The following is a 21,345-nucleotide window of genomic DNA, read 5'->3' as shown; positions in this document are numbered from 1 at the left end:
TGATTGAGACAGCAGGGGAACCCCTGAAGGTACAAGCGACCGGAGCAGGCGAAACCGCAGCTCACAAGGTCCGCTCTGTGCGGGCAGTGGGGACGCGCGCGGTCCTGGCCGAGCTCTCCGGCACCCAGGATGTGCTTGCCCTGCAGGCGCTGCTGCTGGAGAAGCCACTGCCGGGCCAGCAGGACGTCCTGGCCGCGGCCGAGACCGTCCTGGTCAAGGCCGAATCCCCGGCGTCGGCCCGGCGCATCGCCGCCCGCCTGATGCAGCTCGACCTCACCGCACCCGTCCAGCGCGACGGCGAGCTGGTGGTCATCGACACCGTGTACGACGGCGAGGACCTCGCCGAAGTCGGGCGGCTGACCGGCTTGGGAACCGACGGCGTGATTGCCGCCCACTCCGGGCAGATCTGGACCGTTGCCTTCGCCGGCTTTGCCCCCGGATTCGGGTACATGATCGGGGAGAACCAGCAGCTGGAAGTGCCGCGCCGTAGCTCGCCCCGCACTGCAGTTCCCGCGGGCTCCGTGGCGCTGGCCGGCAACTACTCGGCCGTGTACCCGCGCCGGTCCCCGGGCGGCTGGCAGCTGATCGGGCGCACCAACGCCAAGATGTGGGACCTGGACCGGGAGCCGCCCGCCCTGGCCGCCCCCGGCCACCGGGTGCAGTTCCGTCCGGTCCGGGATGCACTCGCCCTAGCGGCGGAGCCGGTAGCGGAGCCCGCGGCGGCAGTCGCAGAAGCTTCCGCCGATGGACTCCGGATCGTTTCACCGGGTCTTCAGAGCCTGATCCAGGACCTCGGCCGGGACGGCCACTCCGGCCTGGGCGTCTCCGCCGCCGGCGCGCTGGACCGGGCCTCGCTGCGCCGGGCCAACCGCCTCGTCGGCAACGCCCCCGGCGCAGCCGGCATCGAGACCGTCGCGGGCGGCCTCAAGGTCCAGGCCGTGGGGGACCGGGTCCTCGCCGTCGCCGGGGCGCCGTCGGAACTGAGCATCGCCTCCGCACCGGACGAGGCCGGCGATACGTGGCAGCGCACCGTGCCGGTGGCCACTCCCTTCGCGCTGCTCGACGGCGAAACGCTCAGCATCGGTGCGCCGGAGAGCGGCTTCCGCAGCTACCTCGCGGTCCGCGGCGGGGTGAATGCCGCCCCGGTACTGGGCAGCCGCTCCACGGACACCATGTCCGGGATCGGTCCTGCGCCCCTGGCCGCCGGGCAGCTACTGGGCACCGGCGGAGAAGCCGAGAGCGGCGTCGTCGGAAATCCCGAACTGCAGCCGGACTACCCGGGCGCCGGGGTGACCGTCCTCGACGTCGTCCCCGGCCCCCGCGCCGACTGGTTCGATCAGGCGGCACTGGACTCCTTTGCCGCCCAGGACTGGGCCGTGCTGCCGCAGTCCAACCGCGTCGGCATGCGGCTGGACGGTACCCCGCTGCAGCGCAGCCGCCAGGGCGAACTGCCCAGCGAAGGCACCGTCGCCGGCGCCCTGCAGGTTCCGCCGGAGGGCCTTCCCGTGCTGTTCCTGGCCGACCATCCGATCACCGGCGGCTACCCGGTGATCGCCGTGGTGGTCGACTCCCAGCTGGACCTCGCCGCCCAGGTCCCGATCGGCGGCAAGATCCGCTTCCGCTGGGCCGAATCCGCCCCCGCCGAACACACCCCCAACAACGAAGAAGCGAGTAACTGATGCGCAAGGTCCTGATCGCCAACCGTGGAGAAATCGCGGTCCGCATAGCCCGGGCCTGCGACGACGCGCAGCTGGCGTCCGTCGCTGTCTACGCCGACATCGACGCCGACGCCCTGCACGTCTCGGCCGCAGATGTTGCGTTCAGCCTGGACGGCAACTCGCCCGCGGACACGTACCTGAACATCCCCAAGCTCCTGGCGGTGGCGGCCCAGTCCGGTGCGGACGCCGTCCACCCCGGCTACGGCTTCCTCTCCGAGAACGCCGACTTCGCCCAGGCCGTCCTCGACGCCGGACTGACCTGGATCGGCCCCAGCCCGGACGCCATCCGTTTACTCGGCAACAAGATCACCGCCCGCGACGCCGCCGTCCGGGCCGGCGCACCCCTGGTGGCCGGCAGCGACGGTCCCGTCGACACGGCGGCCGAGGCCCGCGCCTTCGCCGAACAGCATGGCCTGCCGATCGCCATCAAGGCCGCGTTCGGCGGCGGCGGTCGCGGCATGAAGGTGGTCCGGGCCATCGACGAGGTCGAGGAAGCCTTCGACTCCGCCGTCCGTGAAGCCGTTGCCGCCTTCGGCCGGGGCGAGTGCTTCGTGGAGCGCTACCTGGACCGTCCCCGCCACGTCGAGGCGCAGGTCCTGGCGGACGCGCACGGCAACGTCGTGGTCGTCGGAACCCGCGACTGCTCCCTGCAGCGCCGGCATCAGAAGCTCCTGGAAGAGGCCCCCGCGCCGTTCCTGAGCGACGAGCAGACCACGCTGATCTATGACGCCGCCAAGGCCGTCTGCCGGGAAGCGGGCTACTCCGGCGCCGGCACGGTGGAATTCCTCGTCGCGGCGGACGGCACCGTGGCCTTCCTCGAGGTCAACACCCGGCTGCAGGTGGAGCACCCCATCACCGAGGAAACCACGGGGATCGACCTCGTCCAGGAACAGTTCCGGATCGCCGCGGGCGAGCCGCTGCGCCTGACCGAAGACCCGGCGCCGCGCGGACACGCCTTCGAATTCCGGCTCAACGCCGAGGACGTGGGCCGCGGCTTCCTGCCCTCGCCCGGCACCATCGTCGAGTTCGCCGGCCCCACCGGCCCGGGCATCCGCCTCGACACCGGCGTCCGCTCCGGCTCCTTCGTCGCGCCGCAGTTCGATTCCCTGCTCGCGAAGCTGATCGTCACCGGCGCGGACCGCCAGCAGGCCCTGCGCCGCGCCCGCCGGGCCCTCGCCGAAATGCGCATTACCGGCGTGGCCACCGTGCTGCCGTTCCACCGGGCCGTGCTGGAATCCCCGGACTTCACCTCCGAGGAGGGCCTCGGCATCCACACCCGCTGGATCGAAACCGACTTCGCGGACAGCATCCCTGCCGACCCCGACTACAGCACCACCGCCCCCGACGGTGCACGCCGCACCATCACGGTCGACGTGGACGGCCGGCGCCTCGCCGTCGGCCTTCCGGCGGATTTGCTCGACGGCTGGGCCCGCGCGGGCGGTCCGCTGCCCGCGGGCGTGTCTTCCGTGTCCGACGGCGGTGCCGCCGCCGCTGCTGACCCGGGGGAGTTGCGCGCGGACATGGCCGGGACCGTGGTCAAGTGGCTCGTCGAGCCGGGAGCCGAAGTCTCGGCCGGAGATCCGGTGGTGGTCCTTGAGGCCATGAAGATGGAAACCCAGGTCTCCGCGCACCGGGACGGCACCGTCACCGACGTCCGCACCGAAGCGGGCGGGGTTGTCACGGCCGGCGCGGTGCTCGCGCTGATCGGGTAGCCACATTCTGCTGATGTTTGGCGAGTGACTGGGCCGTTTCCGCTAGCGGAAGCGGCCCAGTCACGTTCGAGCGAGACGTGGCTATGCCTCGACGGCGTGGATCACGTCGCAGTGCCACCACACCGAGTCTCCCGCCTGCACATCGGGGATGGACGAGAGCGCGCGCATCAGGAGCGGGCGGAGCAGGATGTAGGCCATGGCTTCCGGGATCGGGACGGTCTGCAGCACGCCCTGGTCGTTGTCCATGTCCGACAGCGCCGTCCAGCCCTGGAACGTGCGGAAGTCTGCGGCAGAACGGCCGGACCCTCATGGAGCGTCTGCTCGGTCTGGGATCACGACGGCCGGCGGTCTTTCCCTCGACATGGACCGATACCGCGGTCTCTTTGCGGAACAGCCTGACTCCCCGGCGGTCGTAGGCTTCCTCGAACTTCTGGGCGAAGCCATCGGCAACACAGCCACCCTGAGCGACCCCGCGGCTGTCGTGCTGAGCGGGCCGCTGGTGGACTGCCCGGCGTTTGTCGACCGATTGCGCGACTGCCTCTTGCCGCACCTGCTGGAACCCTCAACCATGGTGACCGTCAGTGATCTCGGTACAGAGGGGCCCTTGACCGGGGCCTCATTGCACGCCGGTGAAGCGGCAGTGGAAGGGATCTGGGCCGAATACCGCCGGTGATCTTCAGGTGATCTGCCGGTCTTTTTGCGGGCCGGACCCCCCAAAAACGAAGCCGGCCGGGCACGCTGGGGAGTGTGCCCGGCCGTGTGCCCGGTGTGTGCGGTTGTTGCCCGCTCGGGTCCGTGACTCTGCGAGGGGCGGACGGGTCCTGGGTGAACCTTGACCGGGCGGGCAGGTGTGGTAGGTTCGCGAGAAGTATCCGCGGTCTGCTGTCTCGGGGCCATGTTTTGGGGGAATCATGGCTACTTTGAGTGCGCAATTTCGGCGGGGGACCGCTTGCCTGGCTGCCGCGTTGGGTGTCCTGCTTGCAGCATCAGCGGTGACCGCGCCAGCGGCGACTGCAAACGACGTGCTGACGTCCCCTGTCGCGGTGGCCGAGACGTACGCGACGCCGACCGTGCCGGGTGCGTTGGTCCCGGTCACCCCATTCCGGGCACTGGACACCCGGACTTCTGCTGCGGTGCGCCCGGACGGGACCGTGTCCTTCCAGGTCGGCGGGGCGCATGGGATTCCGGCGAAGGTTTCCGCTGTGACCTTCAACCTCACCGCCACCGTGCCACGGTTGATCGGGTACATCACCGCCTACGCCTCCGGGACACGCCGGCCCGATTCGTCCAACCTGAACTTCCTCGCCGGCCAGACGGTCGCGAACTCCGTCACCGTACCCGTCGGCGCCGACGGCAAGGTCACCTTGTTCAACCGCTCCTCCGGCACCACCCATCTCATTGCCGACGTCTCCGGCTACTACCTCCCCGGGGCATCCAAGAACTCGGCTCTCACCTGGGGCGAAAACCGCTTCAGCCAGCTCGGCAACGGCACCACGCCCTACCGTTCCACCCCGGCTGCCGTGAGCGGACTGAGGGGAGTCAAAGCCCTGGCCGGCACCGGCGGTTCGAGTTACGCGCTGTTATCCGACGGGACCCTCCGTGCGTGGGGCTCGAACGAGCAGGGCCAGCTTGGCAACGGCACCAGCATCAGCAGCACAACGCCTGTCCAGGTCAGCGGCCTCACCGGTGTAACGTCCATCGCCGCCGACTGGTCCACGGCCTATGCGCTTCTGAAGGACGGGACCGTTCGATCCTGGGGTTCCAACACGAGTGGCCAGCTCGGCAACGGCTCGGTCTACGGGAGCAGCAGTCCCGTCCAGGTCAGGGGGCTCACCGGCGTTACCGCCCTCACTGCGGGCTCCGGCGCCGCCTACGCGCTGCTGAAAGACGGGACCGTCCGGTCGTGGGGCTACAACTGGGGCGGACAGCTCGGCGACGGCACCACCGGGAACAGCTACGTGCCCGTCCAGGTCAAAGGGCTCACCGGTGCAAGGTCCATCGCGGTCGGGTCGTCCGCGGCCTACGCGCTGCTGAACGACGGAACCGTTCGCGCCTGGGGGTTCAGCATGGGGGGCCGGCTCGGCAACGGCGGCGGCGTCAGCGACGGCCTCACCCCGGTCCGGGTCCAGGGCCTCACCGGGGTCACGGCGCTCACGACTGGCGGAGGAGGCACTGCCTACGCGCTGCTGACGGACGGTACGGTCCGTGCCTGGGGCGGCAACTCGAATGGCGAGCTCGGCAACGGCACCACCGGCAACAGCAACGTGCCCGTCCAGGTCAAAGGGCTCAGCGCGGTCTCTTCCATCACGGCCGGAGGAGGCACTGCCTACGCGCGGCTGTTGGACGGGACGGTCCGTGCCTGGGGCGGCAACGCGTACGGCCAGCTCGGCAACGGCACCACCGGCAACAGCAACGTGCCTGTCCAGGTCAACGGACTCACCAGCGTTACCGCCGTCACTGCTGCCTACGGCACGGCATACGCGCTGCTGAACGACGGGTCAATCCGTGCTTGGGGCGGTAACCGAGTCGGCCAGCTAGGCAACGGCACCAATGCCGACCGCAGCATTCCCGGCCCGGTCCACGGGCTCTCCGACGCCACTTCCATCTCCGCCACCGGGACCTCGGCCTTCACCCTGCTTGCAGACGGGACAGTCCGTGCCTGGGGCGACAACTACGAGCGGCAGCTCGGCGTCAGTGGCACGGTGCCGTTTAGCAGCTTGCCTGTGGGCATCTCCGGGTTGTCGGGGGTTGCCATGGCCGCACAGGGCACCGCCAGCAAATATGCACTGCTGGCTGACGGGACAGTCTGGGCGTGGGGCAACAACTTTATGGGCCAGCTCGGCAGCGGGGTGCCCGTCCACGACTCGAGTGTTCCGGTCCGGGTCCGGGGCATCACCGGCGCCGTGTCGATCACGGCCGACGGCGACACTGCCTACGCGCTGTTGGCGGACGGGACCGTCCTGGCGTGGGGAGACAACTACATGGGCCAGCTCGGCAACGGCAACAACGACAACAGCAGCACCCCCGTCCAGGTCCAGGGCCTTGCCGCGGTCAGCTCCATCACGGCGAGAAACGGCAGCGCCTTCGCCCTGCTGAAGGACGGAACCGTCCGCGCCTGGGGCGGCAATCAATTCGGCCAGCTCGGCGACGGCACCACGGAGCGCCGCAACATCCCGGTCCAGGCCAAGGGCCTCAGCGGTGTGACATCGTTGAAGCTCAGCCTGTCAGACTATGTGGTGATCTATGCGGTGCTGGGCGACGGCACCGTCCGTGCCTGGGGGAGCGGCGCTTCCGGCCTGCTCGGCATCGGCACGAGGACCGACAGCGCAGTGCCGGTCCAGGTCACCGGCCTCGCCGGCGTGTCCTCCATCGCGACGGGCAGAGGCACTGCCTACGCCCTGCTGAAGGACGGAACGGTCCGCGTCTGGGGCAACGGCGGGTACGGCCAGCTCGGCAACGGCACCAACGACGACGCCAGCACGCCTATCCCGGTTAAGGGCATCATTGGAGCCACCTCCATCGCGGCAGGAGAGTCAGCAGCCTACGCGCTGCTGCGCGACGGCACAGTCCGCGCCTGGGGCAACAATAAGCACGGCGAGCTCGGCAACGGCAGTACCAGCTACACCGGTGCCCCCGTCCAGGTCACAGGACTTACGGGCGTCACATCCATCACGGTCAACGGACGCGCAATATTCGCGCTGATGAGCGACAAATCCGTCCGCGCCTGGGGTGCCAGCCCCCATGGCCAGCTCGGCAACGGCACCACCGCCGACACGAGCACCCCCGCCGAAGTCCCCGGCCTCACTGGCGTCACGAGCCTCTGGCCCTAGGTGAAGCCCCCCTCGGACGTCGTGAACAGCGGGGCGCCGCGGGCGGTCTGGTCGCCGATTCGCGCAGAGCCTAGAATCGGGCTGGGCGCACCGGGCCAAGGCACCGGCCGGACACGCCCCCCGCAGAACCAAGGCCATGTTCGAGCGGTGCCAGTAGAGGAGGCCCGCCATGACGGTCATCAACAGGCCCATGAGTTCGCTGCCGCGGGAACGCGCGTCCCGTGGGGAGTCCTGAGCGCCATGGACACCCCGGGAAAACTTGAAACGGAACAAAAATACGACGCCGGGACCTCTGCGGCGCTGCCGGAACTGCAGGAAATCGAGGGTGTGGACCACGTCGCGGAGCCTGTGACGGATCAGCTTGAGGCTGTGTACTTCGATACTCCGGCCCTGGCCCTCGCTGCACGGCGCATGACCCTGCGGCGCCGCACGGGCGGAGCCGATGAGGGCTGGCACCTCAAGCTTCCCGCCGGAACGGACCAGCGGGAGGAGATCCATGCGCCGCTGGGCCAGCCGGAGACTGTTCCGGAAGAACTGTCCGACCATCTGCAGGTCTTCATCCGCGGCGACGCACTCGTGCCCGTCGCCCGGCTGAGCACGCGGCGCACCACCTACCGGCTTTATGGGCCTGGCGGTGAGCACCTGGCCGACTTTGCCGACGACCACGTTCATGCCGAGGCCCTGCGGCCGCCGGGACCCGCCGTCGATTGGCGTGAATGGGAGCTCGAACTCGTCCACGGCACAGCAGAGCTCTTCGAGGCTGCCGCCGCAACCCTGGCATCTACCGGAGTCAGCCACTCCGCTTATCCTTCCAAAGTCGCCCGTGCCCTGGGCGATGCCTGGCCGGCCGAGTTCAGTCCCCGGACTCCGACGCCCCGGAAGAAGGGACCGGCAGTCGACGTCGTGACCGCCTACTTGGACGCGCGGATCGGCGACTTCATCGCCAACGATCCGGGCGTGCGGATGGGGACACCGGATTCCGTCCACAAGATGCGGTCCGCGACCCGCCGGGCGCGGTCCGCCCTGGCCACCTATCGCAAACTCTTCAACCGGTCAGCGGTGCGGGAACTCCAGGCCGAACTGAAGTGGCTTGGCCAGGTCCTGGGTCCGGCCCGCGATGCCGAAGTCATGCTGGAGCGGCTTCGCCAGCACATCCTGGAACTACCCGAAGAACAGAGGTCCGGCCTGTTGACCCAGATGATCGAACAGGAGCTGGTCGCAGCCCATGACGCAGGCTACAGAAACGTCCTGAAGACCCTCCGGACCGGCCGCTATTTCCGTCTCCTAGGCGCCCTGGAGGACTTCCGGGACCACCCCCCTGCCAAGCCACGCGCCTTCCGGCCCGCCCGTAAGGTGACGGCCAAGCTGGTGAACAAGGCCGCGCAGCGGGTGGAGCGTGCCCGGAAGGCCGTCAAAGGCTCCGCCGACACGGCCGCACGCGACACGGCGCTGCATGAGGTCCGAAAAGACGCCAAACGCCTGCGCCACGCGGGCGAATCGGTCACGGAGATCCACGGCAAACGCGCCGCCAAGCTCACCAAAGCGGCCGGACGGCTCCAGACGGTACTCGGCGACCACCAGGACAGCGTCATGGCGACCGACCTCCTGCACAGGCTCGCGGCCACCCCGGACCGGCCCGTCGATACTGACCTCGGCTTTGAGAGTTTGCTGGAGATGGAAGAACGCATTGCCCTCAAGACGGAGACCAAAGCCCGCAAGGCAGGGAAAAAGCTTCGCGGCCTGCGGCTGCGGCCCTGATCCGGGACGCGTCGAGTTACCGGACGGACAGCCCGCGGGCCATCGCGGACACTCTGCCGCGATCCCTGCGGTACATGGCGGAGTGATCGAGAAAATCCTCCCGTCCGGTAGCCGCAGCGCGGCCGTCCGTCAGCTCCGCCAGTTCGTCCAGCCTCGCCGCCAGGGTTTGGAACACTTGCCCGTGTCCGAAGCGGGCACCGTACGCGTCAATGAGGGCATCCAGACGGGGCAGCCGCTGCTGCTCGTCCGGGGCCCCGGGGCCGCCGTTCTCGCCCAGCGGCACGAGTCGGTAGGCCAGGTAGGCAAAGTCCCAGATCCGTGGCCCCGGCGAGGCCGTGTCGAAGTCGATGAGCGCGGTCAGCCGCCCGTCGGCAAACACCATGTTGTACGGCGCGGCGTCGTTGTGGCACACGACTTCTGCGGGTTGGTGCGTGGGCAGTTGCCACGTGAGATCCGCCTGGGCCAGTCCGACGCTGGCGTCGTGGATGCGGCGGAGTAGGGCCCCGGCGTCACGCAGAAGGCAAGGTTCCCAAATCCAGTCTGGCAACGGGTAATGTGCTGCATCGCCGTCGATGAAGCTGAGTACCTCCCGGCCATGTTCGTCCATGCCCAGTGCCTGGGGGACCTCAGTGATGCCAGCATGCCGAAGCGTTTCGAGGAGCGAATGGACGGCCGGCGTCCACGGTCCTGCGGTCCGGCGCACCGTGTCACCGACCCGCGTGACGAGAGTCGAATTGCCTCCGGCCAGAACCTCTTCTCCATCCATCCGCCCAAATCTACCCGCTCGACCGCCGTAGGAGAGGGGGCAAAGGCCCGGCCTCACACGGCCCGGACATCGGCGTCGACTGCATCACTTTGTGCCTCTTCCGAAGATGGAACCGTGACGGTCCGCCGCCAGCGGGCGCATCCGTGTCAGGATCAGTCATGACCGACCGCCTGATGCTCCTCGACACCGCGTCGCTGTACTTTCGTGCGTTCTACGGCGTACCCGACACGATCCGCCGCGGCGACGGCACCCCGGTGAACGCCGTTCGCGGGCTGCTCGACATGATCGCACGGCTCACCACCGACTACGGTGCGACGCATCTCGTCGCGTGCTGGGATAATGATTGGCGCCCGCAGTGGCGGGTGGACCTCATCCCGAGCTACAAGTCGCATCGGGTCGCCGAGGCAGTGGCGGGCGCCCCCGATGTGGAGGTGGTGCCGGACGCGCTCGAGGCGCAGATTCCGATGATCCGCCGGGTGCTCGAGCTCGCCGGCATCGCCGTCGTCGGGGCTGCCGACCACGAGGCCGACGACGTCATCGGCACCTATGCCAGCCACGCCGAGCTTCCGGTCGATGTGGTGACAGGCGACCGCGACCTCTTCCAGATCGTCGACGACGCCCGTCAGGTGCGGGTAATCTACACCGCGCGCGGCATGAAGAACCTTGAAGTCCTGACCGACGCCGTCGTCGTCGGCAAGTACAGCGTCCTGCCCGGGCAGTATGCCGACTACGCGACCCTGCGCGGTGACACCTCCGACGGGCTGCCGGGCGTTGCCGGCATCGGCGAGAAAACCGCCGCGTCGCTGCTCGGCGAGTACGGCACGCTCGACGGGCTGCTCGCGGCTGCCGCGGACCCAGGGAGCGGGCTGTCCACCGCCGTGCGGTCGAAACTCGCCGCGGCGGCGGACTACCTCGCGGTTGCGCCCGCCGTCGTGAAGATTGTGAGGAACCTGGAACTGCCGACGCTCGAGGAGGCAGGCGCGCAGCTGCACCCTGTCCCCGGCGGTTCGCGCGCCGAGCTTGAGCGTCTTGCCACCGAGTGGAACCTCGGCGGTTCGGTCACGCGGCTCCTTGAGGCACTCGACCTGCGCCGTTAGGGTTCCCTGGATTGTGGGGGCAAATGCCGGGGCGGAAATGCGATCCGGACCGCACCTCCGCCCTCCGGCGGCCTGTTGTCAGTGTTTCTTGAAGGCGTCCTTGACCTTTTCGCCGGCCTGCTTCAGGTCTGCTTTGACTTGATGGCTTTTGCCCTCGGCCCTCATCTTGTCGTCGCCGGTGGCTTTGCCGGCGGCCTCTTTGCCTTTGCCGTGGAGTTTCTCGGCGGCATTGTGGATCTTGTCACCCAGGCCCATGATGAACCTCCTTATTGATGTCGCCCCCGCGACGTGAATGCCATGGAGGCCACACTTAATTGTAGGGACAGAACCGTGGAAAGCGGGGGCCATTTGGGGCGGTCCGCGCCATCCTCCGCTCCGGGACAATAATCGAAATCAGGCGATCACGGGGCCGGAATGCAATTCCCGCCACGCTGAGTTATTCGGGCAGGGACCATTGGCAGGGATGGCTGCGCGCCATCCGAAGCGGCGGTGTTAGTCGGCAAGGATGCGGTAGAGCGCGCGGCGGGTGTCATCGATTACCGTCATTGCGGCATTGCGTTGTTCCTCGGTTGCCGAGAAGCGGAATTGGTGGATGACTCCCATGAGTTTTCCGACGCTTTGGTGGAACGCCGGTCCGGATCCCTCGGGGTCGGTGTTCCAGGCGTTCCCCAGCTCCTCGGCGTGATCGGCCACGTAGGCCTTGCCCGCATCGGTGAGGGTGAATTCGGTGCGCCGGCCATCACCTACGGGCGCAATGAGCTCTTCGTCAACGAGCTGCTGGAGCGTGGGGTAGACGGACCCCGGGCTCGGCCGCCAGGCTCCTGACGTCTTTTCCGCAATGGTCTTGATCAGCCCGTAGCCGTTGGACGGTGATTCAGCCAAGAGGGAGAGAATCGCCCAACGAACGTCGCCCCTGCTGGCCCGCCGCGACCCGCCGGGGCCAAAGCCCGGTCCGAAACCCGGGCCGAAACCCGGACCGAAACCCTGACCGAAGCCGGGCCCGAACCCGCGGCCCGGGCCGAAACCGCCGTGTCCGTGGGGTCCGCGGCGGCTCCTGCCGCGCCCGAAGCGTCCGTGGGCGGGTCCGGCGTCCGTAAATTTGTCGTCCTGCATGCCTTTCATAGCGGCATCGACCTTCCAAATAAGGTGAATCCTTTGATGGTCGCCGATCGTTCGGCGATAATCAACGATATATCGGTGAATATCATTGATCAAGGGTCTGCCAGCGCGGTTTGTCCGGAAAAACTATTCCGTGCCGGACTGCCGGGAGGTCTCCGTCCCGCCAAACCGCCGGAAGGATGCGCTCTGCTGGGCAAGCCGGCGCATGGCCAGGAGCACCGGTTCCATCAGGAGCGTCCCGAGGACCACGTGCCGCATCGCGGCCTCGGCCGAATCCGTGGGGACACTTTCGACGTCGGCCTCCGCGATGTCCTGCATTGCCGTGGCATAGCGGTCCAAGAGCGCCGCTGGCGCCTCGAATCCCGCCTCCGAGAGCCCGTGCAGGGCCTTTACCAGGGCCGCCTGGGTATCGCGATCGCAAGTCTCAGCGCCCCAGCCCCAACGGTCCAGGAGCTCTTGTGCCGAGGAGAGGTCGGCGTCGTCCGGTGCGGTCCGGGAGACCGCATGGTGCGCGATTCCGAGCAGGTCGTGGCCCGACTCCGGCGGGTTTTCCAGGCCAAGCAGTACCTCGCGGGTGGCGCTGACGCTGAGCCCGGCCGTGCCAATGAGTGCCCGGATCAGCTTCAGCCGCCGTACGTGCGAGTCGTCGTAGCGAGCCTGGGTCGCGGAGGTCAGTACGCCGTCGTGAAGCAGTTTCTCCCGGAGGTAGTACTTGATGGTGGCCACAGGAACCTCTGTGGCCGCGGCCAGCTGTGAGATGCGCAAAGTTTCTCCTTGACTTAGATAGTAGCACTCACCAATATTGGAGAGTATCAGTATCTAGTTAGGGGAAAAGCATGGCACGCATCAATGCTGGACGTTTCACGCACCGCCATTCCGGTGACTTGGTGGTCTTCCTCATCGGCATGCGCATCAACAGTCCCTGGCGACCGGATCTGTGGCTGCCAGTCTTCTTTGCGATGCCCCGAATGCTGACCGAGCTCTTTAAGGAGCCGGGTTCCGGCCTTCTAGGCTTTCGATTTGCCCTTGGAGCCGGCGGGCCGGTTATCGTGCAGTACTGGGACTCGCTGGACAAGCTGTATGCCTACGCCAGTGCGCCCGAATCCGAGCACAGGCCGGCCTGGACTGCCTTTAACCGCCAGGCCAGGAAGGCCCCCAGGGCCGTCGGCATCTGGCATGAGACATTCCAGGTGAGCCGGGCAGAGAGCATGTACGTCTCGATGCCTACCGAAGGTCTCGCGCAAGCCACGGAGCTGGTGCCTGTCGGGCCCGGAAGCCATCACGCGAAGGATCGGCTCTCTAAGCCCCGCTGATGCGGCGCCGGCTTTCCTAACGCAGGAGCGTGTTTTTCTGCCGCGGCTTGACGATCGAGTTCTGACCGCAGTTGGTGCAGGTGATGTCGTAGGCCCTGGAAATCGTGAAGACGGGGATGAAAAACACGGTGAATTTGGTGGCGCGTTCCTGCAGTTGATGCTGCGCGAATTGGTGGCAGTACTGGCACGTTGCCATCCGTTCGGGATGGCCATGCAGCACGGTCTTGAGGCCGAGGAGGACAAACATGGCGCGTCCTTTCAAAGGAAGTTCCGGATCAGGGTTTGGCCGGGGCCTCCGGCAGCGGGAGGCGGGCCGCGAGCCCCGAGAGCAGGATGGTGATTCCCTCATCCAGCTCGGCCATCCCGTCATAGTCGGCGAGAACCGGGGCGAGGGCGCGGAGGCGGGGGAATTCCTTCGGCGGCAGGCGGTGCAGGCCCAAGCGGAGAAGGGCCTCATTTTCCTCGGGGTCGACGACGAATTCCTGCAGTTCGTTGAGGATATGCCCGTAGAGGTATCCGTAGTAGGCGCGGTAGACGTGCAGTGCGTCAACGGGGGCGAATCCGGCGTCGATCAGCAGGGACAGGATCTGCTCCAGCGGACGCAATGTTCCCAGCGGCCGCAGTCCCAGGGGCGTTGACAGGGGGCGGGTCACGAGGAGGGGCACGACGTTGGGGTGCCGGAGCGCCAGGAGCCGCAGGTCGTGGGCAATGCGCCGGAGCTGCGACTGCCAGTCGGGATCATCGGGAATGATGGCCAGTTCGTTCAGCACGAGTTCTGAGACGCCGTCCAGCAGGGCCGCGCGGTTGGCGGCGTAGCGGTACAGGCTCATGGGGTCCCGCCCGAGTTCCTGCCCGAGCCTGCGCATGGTGAGGGCGTCGAGTCCTTCGGCGTCCACCAGTGTCAGTGCCGTCGACAGGACAATCTCCCGGCTGAGGCGAGCCTTCTTGCCGGGAGCCGCAGGGGGCGCCGGATGCTCTTCGGACGACATGGTTTTCCGTTCGGGTCGGTTCAGAGTGGTGGCATTTGCGGGATGAAAAGCCGGTTGCTTAATGTGTAGTCTACGCCTACAGTCTACATTGTAGAGAAGTTGCATTGACTGGTTTCCGCAGGATGTGGACCCCCAGCCCAGTAACCCTTTATCCCCGGATCTGCGGTGACGCAGCAGTGCGGGAACTTGCTTCATCGCCCCGTGCATGGCCTTGACGCTCAGCTGCTGTAGCCACACGGCGGCACACAATGCACCGCGAAGAAACGAGCCACTCATGGCAACTTCCCAGTACGACCAATTCCTGCAGGAAGCCACCACCCGGGACCCTGCATCCGACCACGCCCTGGGCAGGGACTGCCTCTACGGGCTCTACACCAGCTGGTGTTTCCTGAGCCAGACCACGCCCCGCTCCGAAGATGCCTTCTGGGCGGCCATGAAAGAGAAGCAGGTCCATCCCAAGCGCAACGGCCTCCGCATGAAAGGACCGGCCGCGGCGGACTACATCCTGGCCAGCTACCCGGGCCTGGTCTGACCCGGATGACCATCACGTCAAGCACGTACTTGCCCCGGGACGCCCACCAGCCCCGGGGGCGCCGGCCTTGGTGTGCGACCTGTGAGACCGACCGGCACCTCCTCCTGGACTCTGTCGCCACCATGAATCCTCAGCAGGAAACCCTCGCGGCCGCCATCAGCTGCACCAGCTGCGGCAGCTCGCACGTGGTGGCTACGACTGCGGCGTTTCTCGCAACCATCCCGGCGCGGACCGGGAACAGCGGCGGCGCCGTGCACCGGGAGGACGCCTACCGCCACTGCCAGGAGCCGATGTCCGCAGTGGACCCCGAGCGGCGAAGTCCGCACCGGGCGGTTTCCACTCACGCCGGGAGTCCGGATTTTCTGGGCGAATATCTCCGGACGCGTGTTCTCCGGTGCCGGTGCGGGTTCCAGATGGAAATACCCCGCCCGTGACAGGCAGCACCCTCCAGGGTCTGTATCCAACAAAGTATTAGGGGCACACCGTTTCCAACCACAGCACTGCCACCACCGGACCCTCCGCGGCCCACAACCACCGACCCGGGCTTATGGACATGGATCTGTCCCCGCAGGGACTCGCGGACGCCCCGGCGAACGAAGTCGACCCGGACAGCCTCGTCTACACCGGCAACAGCTAAGGGGCTGCACCCTGGGCCCCCCGGCCGGTACCCCGGGCCGGGCCCGCATCGACGCACTTTTCACCGGCCGCAGCCAGTATCGCTGGGGCCCACGTAGGAGAAAAACATGAAGATCCCTGACGCGCGCGGACCCATCAGCGGTGGCCTATTCCGGCTTCTGGCCGACGGGACCGGAGATGTTTCCGCAGCCCAGGGCGCGCTGCACCGTCTTATAGAAGGGCAGCTGGCACTCACCGATGACGTCATCGACGACGGCGATGTGCAATTGGCCCTGTTCTGCCTGTACGAGCTGCATTACGGCGGCTTGGATGGGGTGGACAACCGCTGGGAATGGAACCCCGGGCTGATCACACTCCGGCAGATGCTGGAGGAACCGTTCGAACTCGCGCTGCGGTCCGCGGCCCGCTCGTCCGCCGGATCAGTCCAGCCTGCTCCTGCCGCCGGCCTGGACAGCGATGCCGTGGCGGACCTTCTCTTCGGGCTCGCGGGCCAGGACGGTGGACCGGGCATGTCCCGCCATGTGGCGAAGAAAGCAACCCTCGGGCAGCTCCGTGAATTCCTGGTCCACAAATCGATCTATCAGCTCAAGGAAGCCGATCCGCACACCTGGGCGATCCCGAGGCTGACCGGGCGGGCAAAGGCTGCGCTGGTGGAGATCCAGGCTGACGAGTACGGCGGAGGCCGTCCGGACCGCATGCACAGCGCACTGTTCGCCCGGACCATGCGAGGGCTGGGGCTGGACGATGTCTACGGCGGCTACGTGGACGCCGTCCCGGCCGTCTCTCTCGCCGCGGTCAACATGATGTCCCTTTTCGGCCTGAACCGCAGGCTACGGGGAGCCATCGCAGGGCATCTGGCGATTTATGAGATGACGTCCTCCCGGCCGAACCAGCTCTACGGCAACGGATTCCGGCGTCTCGGGTTCGGGGCCGATGTGACCGCGTACTTCGATGAGCACGTCGAAGCGGACGCCGTCCACGAACAGATCGCGGGCCGGGATCTCGCCGGAGGGCTCGTGGAGGCAGAACCGGGCCTTCTTCCGGACGTCCTGTTCGGCGCGACGGCGGCGCTTGCCATCGACGCCCGGCTCGCCGCGCACATCATGGGGGCATGGGAAACCGGCACGTCCTCGCTGAAGCCGCCTGTCCCCGCCGGGGTCTGACCCGGGCACGAACCCCAGACAGGGAGCACGAATGAACCAGAAACCGCAGGAATCCTCCAATGACGGCGCCATTGTTATTTGTCCCGACGGACCGATCCTGGTCCGCGGCGAATTTGAGATCGTCACCCCATCCGGGGGAGCAGTGCCGCGGACGCGCAAAACAGTCGCCCTGTGCCGCTGCGGCGCGTCCGCGATCAAACCCTACTGCGACGGCACCCACAAATTGATCGGGTTCCGAACCGAATACCCCGCCACCCCGGGGACGAAAGAAGCGACGTGAGGCACCCTGCGGGGCGTGCCCGCCACCAGCCGGGATCCTGACCGCCGGGACCTCTGGGGCGCGTCCCTCTCGGCGCCGGCATGCCGGGGGCTCGTGTTCACGCTCGTTTCGGCACCGGGGAATGCTGCTTCGGCGCCGGGGAATGGTTGGGGATCTGTGGCAATTATCGCCGGATTCGTGGCCTCCGGTGGGCGAAGTACCAGCGCCTTAGGCAGCCCGGCGGCTTACTCAAGGCGCCGGCGTCGTGCTCCGCAGTGTTGGCTGGGCGAAGGGGGCCGCGGGGCAACGAACGGGTAAACAGCGGGCAACGAAAAAAATAAAGCATATTTTTTAGGAAATATTTGACTCAATCTTTGAGGCGTGGCACGCGCGCGGAGAGTTTGTGCAAGCGCTTACATCGACCGGGGTGTGAGCCGTTTTAGTGCTTGAAATGTGGTTTTGATTCCTCGCCGGCACTGTCTACGGTGATGAACGTCCAGGAGGTCAGCACCCTCCCGGGCCACAGCGGGGCCCTACCGAGGTCCCGTCCCCTCGACACGATGGCGTCCTCGATGACGCCTACGGTGTCATTCGGGGCTGCCGGAGTTTCGGGGAATGAGGGCATAAGCCCGTCTTCCACGAATGGTCTCAACTCCGCGAGAAGAGCAAAAATGCACGAGCACCCCAATACACACCGGAAGCTGCGGTGGCGTTCTGTCGCCGCGGCACTGGCGGCGGCCGTGGCGGCCTCCGTCTTCCTTGCCGTTCCGTCAGCCCAGGCAAACACGCCCTCGGATCCGCCGAGCGGCGGGCAGATGCCGGCGCCGACACCCGGCTTCCCCCTGCCCACGAAGCACACGCAGCAGGCGTTTGATCCGGCAGCGGCCTTCACCTCCAAGTGGACGCGTGCCGATGCCAAACAGATCATGGCCCAAAGCAGCACAAGCGTGACCCCGGGCCAGAACTCCATGAGCCCGAACGTCACCATGCCGGAAATCCCCCAGGACTTCCCGGCCATGAACAACGACGTGTGGGTTTGGGACACCTGGTCCCTGACCGACGAGAACGCAAACCAGATCAGCTACAAAGGCTGGGACGTCATCTTCTCACTCGTTGCCGACCGTCACGCCGGCTACGGCTTCGACCAGCGGCACTGGAACGCCCGGATCGGCTATTTCTTCCGCAAGACCAACGCCGACCCGGCCAAGGACAAGTGGAACTACGGCGGACACCTGTTCCTGGACAACACCTCCGTCGGCAACACCGAATGGTCCGGCTCCACCCGCCTCATGCAGGGAAACCACGTCAACGTCTTCTACACGGCAACCACGTTCTACGACGTTGCCGAGCGCAACGCCGGCGGCGGCGGAATCGCCCCGGATGCCGTGATCGCCAAGGCGCTGGGCAACATCCACGCAGACAAGAACGGCGTGAGCTTCGACGGCTTCGAGCACACCAAGCTCCTGGAGCCCGACGGCGTCATGTACCAGAACAAGGCCCAGAACCCGGGCTTCGCCTTCCGGGACCCGTACACGTTCGCAGACCCGGCGCACCCGGGTAAGACCTTCATGGTCTTCGAAGGCAACACCGGCGGCAAGCGGGGCGACTACAAGTGCACGGACGGGGACCTGGGCTACCAGCCCGGCGATCCCCACGCCGAAGCCACGAGCACCGTGAACTCCACCACCGGTGCATGGTTCCAGACCGCCAACGTGGGCCTGGCCGTGGCCGACAACAAGGACCTGACCAAGTGGCACTTCCTGCCGCCGATCCTTTCCGCCAACTGCGTCAACGACCAGACCGAGCGTCCGCAGATTTTCATCCAGAACGAGGCCGGCAAGAACAAGTACTACCTGTTCACCATCAGCCACCAGTTCACCTACGCGGATGGGATGCGCGGCCCTGACGGCGTCTACGGCTTTGTGGGCGACGGCGTCCGTTCCGACTACCAGCCCATGAACAACAGCGGCCTGGCTCTGGCATCCCCCACGGACCTCAACATGCCAGCCAATGCTCCCGAAGGGCCGGATCCCCGCCAGAACGGCCGCCAGTTCCAGGCTTACTCGCACTACGTTCAGCCGGGCGGTCTCGTGCAGTCCTTCATCGACAACGTGAACGGTGTCCGCGGCGGTTCCCTCTCGCCCACCGTGAAGATCAACTTCCGCAACGGAGTTTCGGCAGTTGACCGCACCTTCGGCCAGAACGGCCTGGGCCCGTTCGGGTACCTGCCCACGAACCTCAACGTCGGCGGTGCCGGCCTCTACAAGTAGTAGTGCAGTAGGGCAGTCCTGAGGCGGAAGCGCCCGGATTCTCCGGGCGCTTCCGTCTCCCGCACCTGCAGGCCCCAGCTGAGGCGGGATGGCTTTCACCAGAACCAGGAATGTTGAATCATGAAAAACCTCGTACGCCCGCCGGCGCTGAAACACGGAAGGCCGAGCCGCCGGACGATCTGGATAGCGGTGGCAGCAGCGGCCGCGGCCGTCCTGGTCGCGCTGGCGCTGGTCCCTTCGGCGGCAACCCGTCCGGGTGTCCAGAGGCACGCCGAGCAGGCACTCCGGAGCGTCGCCGACGCCCAGACCGAAGCCAAGGAATCCCGGGGGATTTACGGCTCCTATTGGCTCAGCAGCGGTGACCGCACCCTTGAGCAGCTGGCGCATCCGATCCGGACCGAGGGTGTGGCGGACGTGCGAAGCATCGCATGCCCCGACGGGTGGGTGGCAGCCGCGCGGACCGGAGGCGACGTCGACGTGATGTCCAGCCAGGAGGACCGGGTGGTCCGTGCGGGATCCGGTGAGGTCGTCCGCCCGGACTGCATGACCTCCGAAGCCGTCGGGTCCATGCTCGCGGATCTGGGCGTGCAACAGCCGACTTCGGCGCCCGCCGTCGCGGCTTTCGACCGGCCCGAGGGGGCATCCGAGTTCCGGCCGGGCTATCACATCACCCCCGGGAAGAACTGGATGAATGATCCGCAGCGTCCGATCCTGCTCGACGGCGTCTGGCACTACTACTACCTCTACAACGCCGGGTACCCGAAGGAGAACGGCACCGAGTGGTACCACCTGACCAGCACAGACCTGGTGCACTGGAAGGACGAGGGGGTGGCGATCGCCAAGTACCAAAACGGGCTGGGCGACATCGAAACCGGAAGTGCCGTGGTGGACCACGACAATTCCGCCGGCTTTGGCAAGGGAGCCGTCATCGCGATCATGACGCAACAGGACCAGGGAATCCAGCGGCAGTCGCTGTTCTATTCCACCGACAACGGATACTCCTTCACCGCGTATGCGCAGAACCCGGTCATGGAAAACCCCGGCGAACCGGACTGGCGGGATCCTAAGATCATCCGCGATGACGCCCACGGCCAATGGGTGATGGCCCTGGCCGAAGGCGAAAAGATCGGCATGTATACCTCGCCGGACCTGAAGAACTGGCACTACGCCTCCGGCATCGAACGCAACGGTCTTGGCACCCTCGAATGCCCGGACCTCTTCCAGCTGGATCTCGACGGTGATCCATCCAAACGGACCTGGGTCCTGGCCGCCAGCGCCAACGGGAGCGACGAGGGCTTCACCACCGGCGTCGCCTACTGGACCGGAACCTGGGACGGGACCCGGTTCACCCCGTCCGACGAGCCGCACCAGTGGCTCGACGCCGGCTCCGACTTCTACGCCGCCGTGACCTGGGATGATCCGAGACTCACCGAAAGCCAGCGGATGTCCTCCCGGCACGCCATCGGGTGGATGAACAACTGGGCGTACGCCCGGCAGTTGCCCACCGAGGACTGGCACGGCGGCGCCGATTCCCTTGTGCGCGACATACGGCTGGAAACAATCTCGGGAAAGCCAACGCTGGTGTCGAGCCCCACCCCGGCCATGAAGTCCATTGAAGGCCCGGTGGCAACCACCGGGGAACGCCGAATGACACCGGACGGCGCAGGACAGCTGCCGGCTCCGGAGAGCGGGGCATACCGGCTCGATGTGACTCTCGATCGGACGGCGCAGGACGACGGTTCCGTTGCGAGAATCGAGCTCGGAAGCGACGCGGGAACGTTCGCGACTGTCGGATACGACTTTGCCAACGAATCGGCCTTCATCTCCCGCGAGACGGATGCTGCCGCCACCGGCAAGGCCGAACTCAGCCCGGACTATCGGGCCATGCGACGCGCAGCCAGCCCAGCGCGGAACGGCACGGTGGAGCTCACGATATTCGTCGACTATTGCTCGGTTGAAGTTTTCATCAACGGCGGCGAAAAGACCCTGACCTCACTCGTTTTCCCTACCGCGGGGACGCCGGGCATCAAAGCCGTCACCGCGGGCGGCACGCTGACCATGAAGTCCTTCAGCTACCGACGGCTGGCCGGCACGCAGTGAACAGCACTTAGGCAGCTCGTCCTTCCGGGCTTTGGCGACGACGGACGGGACTTTGCCTCCGTCGTCGTCAGACGCAGTCACGT

The 21,345-nt window shown here is 66.9% G+C and carries 18 protein-coding genes and 1 pseudogene; 12 read left to right on the top strand and 7 right to left on the bottom strand.

Features of this window, described 5'->3' with window-relative positions; translation table 11 throughout:
- The first annotated feature begins 2 nt into the window (after positions 1-2).
- Both C566_RS0117265 and C566_RS0117260 read left to right on the top strand, forming a co-directional pair.
- Positions 3-1,679, top strand: coding sequence for a 5-oxoprolinase/urea amidolyase family protein (locus tag C566_RS0117265; RefSeq protein ID WP_231386421.1), 1,677 nt, complete (start codon positions 3-5; stop codon positions 1,677-1,679).
- Positions 1,679-3,430, top strand: coding sequence for an acetyl/propionyl/methylcrotonyl-CoA carboxylase subunit alpha (locus C566_RS0117260; RefSeq protein ID WP_018775610.1), 1,752 nt, complete (start codon positions 1,679-1,681; stop codon positions 3,428-3,430). The genes C566_RS0117265 and C566_RS0117260 overlap by 1 nt, the downstream gene beginning before the upstream one ends.
- Positions 3,431-3,511: 81 nt before the next feature.
- On the opposite strand, the pseudogene C566_RS22485 reads toward C566_RS0117260, so the two are convergent.
- Positions 3,512-3,703: pseudogene (locus C566_RS22485) on the bottom strand (YbiU family protein); the annotation flags it as partial.
- Between the two features lie 88 nt (positions 3,704-3,791).
- On the opposite strand from C566_RS22485, the gene C566_RS0117250 reads away from it, so the two are divergent.
- From C566_RS0117250 to C566_RS0117240, 3 genes are all read left to right on the top strand, one after another.
- Positions 3,792-4,103, top strand: coding sequence for an ROK family protein (locus C566_RS0117250; RefSeq protein WP_018775608.1), 312 nt, complete (start codon positions 3,792-3,794; stop codon positions 4,101-4,103).
- 319 nt (positions 4,104-4,422) lie between these two features.
- Positions 4,423-7,260: an RCC1 domain-containing protein gene (locus C566_RS21730; RefSeq protein ID WP_196802400.1), complete on the top strand. Its 2,838-nt coding sequence runs from the start codon at positions 4,423-4,425 to the stop codon at positions 7,258-7,260.
- Positions 7,261-7,407: 147 nt separating this feature from the next.
- On the top strand, positions 7,408-9,018 hold the full coding sequence (locus tag C566_RS0117240) for a CYTH and CHAD domain-containing protein (protein ID WP_231386416.1): 1,611 nt from the start codon (positions 7,408-7,410) through the stop codon (positions 9,016-9,018).
- A gap of 16 nt (positions 9,019-9,034) precedes the next feature.
- On the opposite strand, the gene C566_RS0117235 is transcribed toward C566_RS0117240, so the two are convergent.
- A complete protein-coding gene (locus tag C566_RS0117235; protein WP_018775605.1) occupies positions 9,035-9,784 on the bottom strand; it encodes a phosphotransferase in 750 nt (249 codons plus the stop codon).
- Positions 9,785-9,942: 158 nt separating this feature from the next.
- On the opposite strand from C566_RS0117235, the gene C566_RS0117230 reads away from it, so the two are divergent.
- Positions 9,943-10,881 (top strand): 5'-3' exonuclease, encoded by a 939-nt coding sequence (locus C566_RS0117230; protein ID WP_018775604.1) that lies wholly within the window; start codon positions 9,943-9,945, stop codon positions 10,879-10,881.
- Positions 10,882-10,959: 78 nt separating this feature from the next.
- Here the strand turns inward: C566_RS0117230 and C566_RS21725 are convergent, their stop codons facing one another.
- The 3 genes from C566_RS21725 to C566_RS0117215 all read right to left on the bottom strand — a co-directional run bounded on the left by C566_RS21725 (position 10,960) and on the right by C566_RS0117215 (position 12,765).
- Positions 10,960-11,136, bottom strand: coding sequence for a CsbD family protein (locus tag C566_RS21725; protein ID WP_018775603.1), 177 nt, complete (start codon positions 11,134-11,136; stop codon positions 10,960-10,962).
- Positions 11,137-11,373: 237 nt separating this feature from the next.
- Entirely contained in the window at positions 11,374-12,003 is a 630-nt protein-coding gene (locus tag C566_RS23485; RefSeq protein ID WP_018775602.1) for a helix-turn-helix transcriptional regulator, read from the bottom strand.
- A gap of 123 nt (positions 12,004-12,126) precedes the next feature.
- Complete coding sequence (locus C566_RS0117215) at positions 12,127-12,765, bottom strand: MerR family transcriptional regulator (RefSeq protein ID WP_018775601.1); 639 nt, start codon at positions 12,763-12,765, stop codon at positions 12,127-12,129.
- Between the two features lie 71 nt (positions 12,766-12,836).
- Between C566_RS0117215 and C566_RS0117210 the strand changes: the two genes are divergently transcribed.
- Positions 12,837-13,313 (top strand): DUF4188 domain-containing protein, encoded by a 477-nt coding sequence (locus tag C566_RS0117210; protein WP_018775600.1) that lies wholly within the window; start codon positions 12,837-12,839, stop codon positions 13,311-13,313.
- A gap of 16 nt (positions 13,314-13,329) precedes the next feature.
- Here C566_RS0117210 and C566_RS0117205 read toward each other — a convergent pair whose 3' ends face one another.
- A complete protein-coding gene (locus C566_RS0117205; RefSeq protein ID WP_018775599.1) occupies positions 13,330-13,560 on the bottom strand; it encodes a zinc-ribbon domain-containing protein in 231 nt (76 codons plus the stop codon).
- A 28-nt stretch (positions 13,561-13,588) separates the two neighbouring features.
- Positions 13,589-14,302 carry a TetR/AcrR family transcriptional regulator C-terminal domain-containing protein gene (locus C566_RS0117200; protein ID WP_018775598.1) on the bottom strand — a complete coding sequence of 238 codons (714 nt, stop codon included), beginning with the start codon at positions 14,300-14,302 and terminating at the stop codon, positions 13,589-13,591.
- Between the two features lie 274 nt (positions 14,303-14,576).
- Between C566_RS0117200 and C566_RS0117195 the strand changes: the two genes are divergently transcribed.
- The 5 genes from C566_RS0117195 to C566_RS0117160 all read left to right on the top strand — a co-directional run bounded on the left by C566_RS0117195 (position 14,577) and on the right by C566_RS0117160 (position 21,262).
- Positions 14,577-14,834, top strand: coding sequence for a hypothetical protein (locus C566_RS0117195; protein WP_018775597.1), 258 nt, complete (start codon positions 14,577-14,579; stop codon positions 14,832-14,834).
- A 743-nt stretch (positions 14,835-15,577) separates the two neighbouring features.
- Positions 15,578-16,633, top strand: a complete 1,056-nt coding sequence (locus tag C566_RS0117180) for an iron-containing redox enzyme family protein (protein ID WP_018775594.1) — start codon at positions 15,578-15,580, stop codon at positions 16,631-16,633.
- Between the two features lie 31 nt (positions 16,634-16,664).
- Positions 16,665-16,913 (top strand): CDGSH iron-sulfur domain-containing protein, encoded by a 249-nt coding sequence (locus C566_RS0117175; RefSeq protein WP_018775593.1) that lies wholly within the window; start codon positions 16,665-16,667, stop codon positions 16,911-16,913.
- Positions 16,914-17,563: 650 nt separating this feature from the next.
- Positions 17,564-19,162, top strand: a complete 1,599-nt coding sequence (locus C566_RS0117165) for a glycoside hydrolase family 68 protein (RefSeq protein ID WP_018775591.1) — start codon at positions 17,564-17,566, stop codon at positions 19,160-19,162.
- Between the two features lie 120 nt (positions 19,163-19,282).
- Positions 19,283-21,262, top strand: a complete 1,980-nt coding sequence (locus C566_RS0117160; RefSeq protein ID WP_018775590.1) for a glycoside hydrolase family 32 protein — start codon at positions 19,283-19,285, stop codon at positions 21,260-21,262.
- Positions 21,263-21,345: the final 83 nt, after the last annotated feature.

Source organism: Arthrobacter sp. 131MFCol6.1 (assembly GCF_000374925.1).
In the GTDB taxonomy this organism is placed as follows: domain Bacteria; phylum Actinomycetota; class Actinomycetes; order Actinomycetales; family Micrococcaceae; genus Arthrobacter.
The sequence above is the reverse complement of the archived record's forward strand: the minus strand, read 5'-3'. Positions and strand labels throughout refer to the sequence as shown.